The organism is uncultured Corynebacterium sp. (assembly GCF_947253065.1).
Lineage (GTDB): Bacteria > Actinomycetota > Actinomycetes > Mycobacteriales > Mycobacteriaceae > Corynebacterium.
The window spans coordinates 40,652-46,848 of sequence record NZ_CAMXWS010000016.1 but is presented as its reverse complement, the minus strand read 5'-3'; the positions used below and the strand labels follow the sequence as shown (position 1 = coordinate 46,848).

General features: G+C 61.2%; 4 protein-coding genes. 2 read left to right on the top strand and 2 right to left on the bottom strand.

What is annotated here, in order from left to right:
* On the top strand, window positions 1–488 hold a 488-nt coding region (locus Q0X21_RS05700; protein WP_297850854.1), incomplete at its 5' end, for an HNH endonuclease signature motif containing protein.
* 229 nt (window positions 489–717) lie between these two features.
* Here the strand turns inward: Q0X21_RS05700 and argF are convergent.
* Window positions 718–1,707, bottom strand: a complete 990-nt coding sequence (gene argF, locus Q0X21_RS05695; protein ID WP_297850853.1) for an ornithine carbamoyltransferase — start codon at window positions 1,705–1,707, stop codon at window positions 718–720.
* A 241-nt stretch (window positions 1,708–1,948) separates the two neighbouring features.
* On the opposite strand from argF, the gene Q0X21_RS05690 reads away from it, so the two are divergent.
* Entirely contained in the window at window positions 1,949–4,765 is a 2,817-nt protein-coding gene (locus tag Q0X21_RS05690) for an ATP-dependent Clp protease ATP-binding subunit (protein ID WP_297850852.1), read from the top strand.
* A gap of 58 nt (window positions 4,766–4,823) precedes the next feature.
* Here the strand turns inward: Q0X21_RS05690 and Q0X21_RS05685 are convergent, their stop codons facing one another.
* Window positions 4,824–6,173 carry a lipase family protein gene (locus Q0X21_RS05685; protein WP_297850851.1) on the bottom strand — a complete coding sequence of 450 codons (1,350 nt, stop codon included), beginning with the start codon at window positions 6,171–6,173 and terminating at the stop codon, window positions 4,824–4,826.
* Window positions 6,174–6,197 lie beyond the last annotated feature (24 nt).

Below are 6,197 nucleotides of genomic sequence, written 5' to 3'. Positions count from 1 at the left end.
TGCCGGAGTACTTCAAGATTCTGGCGGGTGATGGTGATGAGACCATCTTGGGTTTGTCTGATGGTACGACGATGACGGGTGCGGAGTTCCTTGCGGAGCATTACGGCAAGGATTTAGAGGTTGGTTTGTTCCATCCGCAGGCGGGTCCGGTGAATTTGTATGACACTAAGCGTCTTGCGAATCGGAAGCAGCGTGATTTAGCCCGGGCTACCTTGACGATGTGTCCGGTGCCGGATTGTCGGCATGCTGCGGATCATTGTCAGGTTCATCATGTGACCCCGTGGGTGGCTGGTGGGCAGACGAATATGAACAATCTGTCGGTGTTGTGTAGGTATCACAACCTCACCAATGATGATGACCCACTACGAAAACGCCGGGGTCGAATACGCATCCGGCATGGAACACCAGTGTGGGTTTCGCCACGTGGGAAACCCGTGCCGAACACCACGCACCAATACGGTGCAATGCACCTGCTGTTCGGGCAATGACCGGAAGATAGCTAGCCAGAAACCTTGGTTGTGCGGAACCCAAGGTGCGCGAAGCATGCCCGCGCGAAACCCAATCAGCCCGGGAACCAACCGCGCGAAACCCAATCAAAAGCGGCCGTAGGCACACGCTGATTACGCATGCCTACGGCCGCGCAGCCACGCCCAAAAACCTTTAGCGCAACAGGTCGCGTGTTTTCACGGCTGCAGCCGAACTGACGTGGGCAATTGGTTACGAGAGCGTCGCGTACATGATCGCCTTGATCGAGTGCATGCGGTTCTCGGCTTCGTCGAAGACCTTGGATTGGGTGGATTCGAAGACTTCGTTGGTGACTTCCATTTCGGTGATGCCGAATTTCTCGGCAATGTCCGCGGCGACGGTGGTTTTGGTGTCGTGGTACGACGGCAGGCAGTGCATGAAGATGGCATCAGGAGCAGCTTTGGCCATAACGGCACTGGTGACGCGGTAGGGCTCGAGAAGTTTGATGCGTTCTTCCCAGATATCATCCGGTTCGCCCATGGAGACCCAGATGTCGGTGTAGACGACGTGGGCGCCGGTGACGGCTTCGTCGACGTCTTCGGTGAGGGTGATGGGGGCGGAGGAGGGGAGGGCAGTGCAGGCGTCGATAAGCGATTGCTCTGGCATTTGCTCTTTGGGGCCGCACGCGACGAAGTGGATGCCCAGCTTGGCGCACACAACCATGAGCGAATTGGCGACATTATTGCGCGCATCACCCATGTAAACGAGCTTGAGGCCACGGAGCCCTTGCGGGAAATTTTCCTCGATGGTGAGCATGTCGGCGATCATCTGGGTGGGGTGGAATTCGGTGGTCAGGCCGTTCCAGACGGGGACACCGGCGTTTTCGGCGAGCTCTTCAACGATTTCCTGGCCGTAGCCGCGGTATTCGATGCCGTCGAACATTCGCCCCAGCACACGGGCGGTGTCGGCGATGGATTCCTTCTTGCCCATCTGCGACGAACCTGGGTCGAGGTACGTCACGCCCATGCCAAGATCACGGCCGGCGACCTCAAATGAGCAGCGCGTGCGTGTGGAGGTCTTCTCAAACAGCAGCACAATATTCTTGCCCTCGAGGTAGCGGTGCGGCGTGCCGGTGAGTTTGAGGTTCTTGAATTGCCGCGACAGGTCAATCAGGTAGCGGATTTCCTCAGGCATGAAATCGAGCAGTTTCAGAAAATTGCGGCCGGACAGACTGATAGGCATTGGGTGCTCCTCTCTTTTCGTCCTATCCTATTTGCGCATATCGCTTATCGACGCCAAAACCCATGTTCGCTACCAGCGAACACCCCCGTGAACTGCTATTTTGTTCCGTTTTCGAGGTTTGTCCTTTCGAGGCGGGATTGCTTCGTGTACATGCGCGTTATGGTGGGTGGAACTTAAAACCAATTAGCTCTTAGTTAGCTCTTAGTTAGCTCTGACCAACAGCGAAAAAAGGGGTTGCCACATGTTCGAGCGGTTTACCGACCGTGCGCGTCGCGTGATCGTCCTGGCCCAGCAGGAAGCACGCGATTTGAACCACAATTACATCGGCACCGAGCACATTCTGCTTGGTTTGATCCAGGAGGGCGAGGGCGTTGCAGCAAAGGCGCTCGAGTCGATGGGGATCAACCTGGAGGACGTGCGTCGTGAGGTTATCGACATTATTGGCCGCGGCACCCAGCCACACACGGGCCACGTGCCGTTCACGCCGCGTGCGAAGAAGGTGCTGGAGCTCGCGCTGCGTGAGGGCCTGCAGATGGGGCACAAGTACATCGGCACTGAGTTCCTGCTGCTCGGCCTGATCCGTGAGGGTGAGGGCGTTGCTGCGCAGGTGCTGATCAAGCTTGGTGCGGATCTGCCGCGTGTGCGTCAGCAGGTTATTCAGCTGCTCTCCGGTTACGAGGGTGGCGACGGCCAGAACCCCGAGGTCGCCGAAGGTCAGGGTGGCAACGGCCCGAGCTTGGCCGGCGCTGGCTCTGCCCAGGGCGGCATTGGTGGCCCACGTGGTGGTGGCGGCGAGCGTTCCAATTCGCTGGTGCTCGACCAGTTCGGCCGCAACCTGACCGCTGCTGCGAAGGAAGGCAAGCTCGACCCGGTCGTCGGACGCGACAAGGAGATCGAGCGCATCATGCAGGTGCTGTCGCGCCGCACGAAGAACAACCCGGTGCTGATTGGTGAGCCGGGCGTGGGTAAGACTGCTGTCGTTGAGGGACTTGCGCTGGACATTGCTAATGGCAAGGTCCCGGAGACGCTGAAGGACAAACAGGTCTACTCGCTCGACCTGGGCTCCCTGGTTGCGGGCTCTCGTTACCGTGGCGATTTCGAGGAGCGCCTGAAGAAGGTTCTCAAGGAAATCAACCAGCGCGGCGACATCATCCTGTTCATCGACGAGATCCACACTCTCGTCGGCGCCGGTGCTGCTGAAGGCGCGATCGATGCGGCTTCGTTGCTGAAGCCGAAGCTCGCTCGCGGTGAGCTGCAGACCATTGGTGCGACCACGCTGGATGAGTACCGCAAGCACATCGAGAAGGACGCTGCGCTCGAGCGTCGTTTCCAGCCGGTGCAGGTGGATGAGCCGAGCATCGAGGACACCATCCAGATTCTCAAGGGCCTGCGTGACCGCTACGAGGCGCACCACCGTGTGTCCTACACCGACGACGCGCTTGCTGCCGCAGCGAACCTGTCGGACCGCTACATCAACGATCGTTTCCTGCCGGATAAGGCCGTCGACCTGCTCGATGAGGCTGGCGCTCGCATGCGCATCAAGCGCATGACCGCTCCGGAAGGCCTCCGCGAGGTCGACGACCGCATCGCGGACGTGCGCAAGGAGAAGGAAGCGGCGATCGACGCCCAGGACTTCGAGAAGGCGGCCGGTCTGCGCGATACCGAGCGTAAGCTCGGCGAAGAGCGCGCGGAGAAGGAGAAGCAGTGGCGCTCCGGCGAGCTGGAGGACATCGCTGAGGTCGGCGAGGAGCAGATCGCGGATGTGCTCGCGCACTGGACCGGCATCCCGGTGTTCAAGCTCACCGAGAGTGAGTCGAACCGTCTCCTTAACATGGAGGAGGAGCTGCACAAGCGCATCATCGGCCAGGACGACGCAGTCAAGGCTGTCTCGCGTGCGATCCGCCGTACCCGCGCGGGCCTGAAAGACCCGCGTCGCCCGTCCGGTTCGTTCATCTTCGCCGGCCCGTCCGGCGTGGGTAAGACCGAGCTGTCGAAGGCGCTCGCGGAATTCCTCTTCGGCGAGGAGGACGCGCTCATCCAGGTCGACATGGGTGAGTTCCACGACCGCTTCACCGCTTCCCGCCTGTTCGGTGCGCCTCCGGGATACGTCGGCTACGAGGAGGGTGGCCAGCTCACGGAGAAGGTGCGCCGTAAGCCGTTCTCGGTCGTGCTTTTCGACGAGATCGAGAAAGCCCACAAGGAGATCTACAACACCCTCCTGCAGGTGCTCGAAGAGGGCCGGCTTACCGACGGCCAAGGCCGCAACGTCGACTTCAAGAACACCGTCTTGATCTTCACCTCGAACCTGGGTACCTCCGATATTTCGAAGGCTGTTGGTCTCGGCTTCACCGGCGACAGCGCTACCGATGCGGATGCTCAGTACGAGCGCATGAAGAACAAGGTTCACGACGAGCTGAAGAAGCACTTCCGCCCTGAGTTCTTGAACCGTATCGACGAGGTCGTGGTCTTCCACCAGCTCACCCAGGAGCAGATCGTGGAGATGGTCGAGCTTCTGGTCAAGCGCCTGGAGAAGAACCTCGAGGCTCAGGACATGGGCATCGAGCTTTCGAGCGCTGCCAAGAACCTGCTTGCCGCCCGCGGCTTCGACCCGGTGCTTGGTGCTCGTCCTCTCCGTCGCACTATCCAGCGCGAGATCGAGGATGTTCTGTCCGAGAAGATCCTCTTCGGTGAGATCGGTGCCGGCGAGATCATCGAGGTCGATGTGAAGAACTGGGACGGCAAGACCGACAGTCCGCGTGACTACGAGTCCGCCGAGTTCACCTTCTGCCCGAAGCCGAAGCCTTTGCCTGAGGACACCTTTGGCGACCTCGACGAGGAAGATGTTCGCGATATCGCCCCGGAGGACGGCCAGGAGGACGTGCAGATCCGTGCGACGACTCCGCCGGACCCTGATGAGGCGCCGGATACGGACACCGACGCCGACGCTGAAGCCGACGCCGACGCTGGCTCCGACGCCGACGGCAACACGGAGCTGCTCGACCGCCCACGCGACGAGGACAGCAGCGATGAGACCGGCGACGACGGCGACAAAGCCTAACCGCGCCCCCTAAACAGGGATCTCCCCGCGCACCGATGGGTGCGCGGGGAGATCCTTATTAGAAGGTGCCGCAGTTGGAACGGTTGGGCACGTCGTTGAAGCGATCCATCATCCACATTATCGACGGCGCGAGATGGGAATACACGCCAATCGCGTGGTTCACACCGCTCTTCACTCCCGGCGTGAGCGGGGGAAGGGCGCTGTCGTAGAAGGACACATTCGCGCCAAGGGAGCAGTGATCACGTGCGAGCTGAACGACCTGGCTAGTGGGGACAACATCGTCATTGCCGGCTGTCGAGATCATGATGGGGGAGGAGGGGGCGCGGCGGCCGAGCTTTTGGTCGTCGACAAGCTTGCGCATTTCGGGGCGCTCGGTGACAGCCTCGCTGATGTTCTTCCCGCTCGTGGTGAACGCGCGCGAATCGCGCAGACCCCAACGCACGGCACTATCCGCAATGCACGCACTAGCTGTCGACGCCAAAAACTCCCGACCCTTCTCATTGAACACCGGCTCAAGCGCCGGCCCGAGCTCCGGGTACCGCTCCTGCCAGCTGTTCAACGCGTAACCGAGCACCGCGGTGATGGTGGAATTGTCGGCGCCACGCATCGTGGCCAGAAGGTCCGCGGGTGGCGCGCCTGCGAAAGTCGCCTTCACATTCAACTCAGGGGCGTATGTGTCAGCGAGCTCTGCCGCCGCAGCAGCCGCACCGCCGCCCTGCGAATAACCCCAGAATCCGACAGGTGCGCCCTTCGGAGTGACAGCGCGGGCGGCATCAAGCATCGCGTGCGCCTCCTCCTCATGCAGCACGTATGTGTGCGCGCCAGGGGTGCCCAGCCCGATGTAATCTGTCACCACAACACGCATGCCCAGCAGAGCTGCTGCATGGTAATTCGGCAGCTCATAATTCGTGCCCAAGGAGCCCGTCTTCGGGTCGACTTGCCCCATCATCCACGTGCCTCGCGACGGCGCACATGCATCCCCCGAGCCACGCGTTCCAGGACCAAACACCACCGTCGGACGCGGCCCCTTGCCACGCCACGGGTTCGCCGGCTCAATGACGGCACCGCTGACCGGGACGACATCACCGTGCACGGTCGTGGAGGTGTACAGGATCCGTTTTCCGTAGCCGTAGAAATTCGGGCCCAGGATATTCAGCAAGTGGGGCGCAGGCTGCTTGCGCACGATCTTGCCTGGTCGGTCGAGCTGCTCTTGGGGTACGGGGGCGTCGTAAAACGCGTCGTAGCCTTGCACTGGGTTGCCGCCCGGAGTGGTCGCAGCGTGGTGCAGGCCGCCGCGGATTTCCTCCACGGTCTGTGCCCCGGCGGGTGCAGGAACGAGCGCCGCGAGGCACAACGAAGCAGCAGCGACGGCTGCGGCGATGGGGCGCGAAGAAGTGATGCGAATCATGCGAAGGATACTAAGCGAAACTCA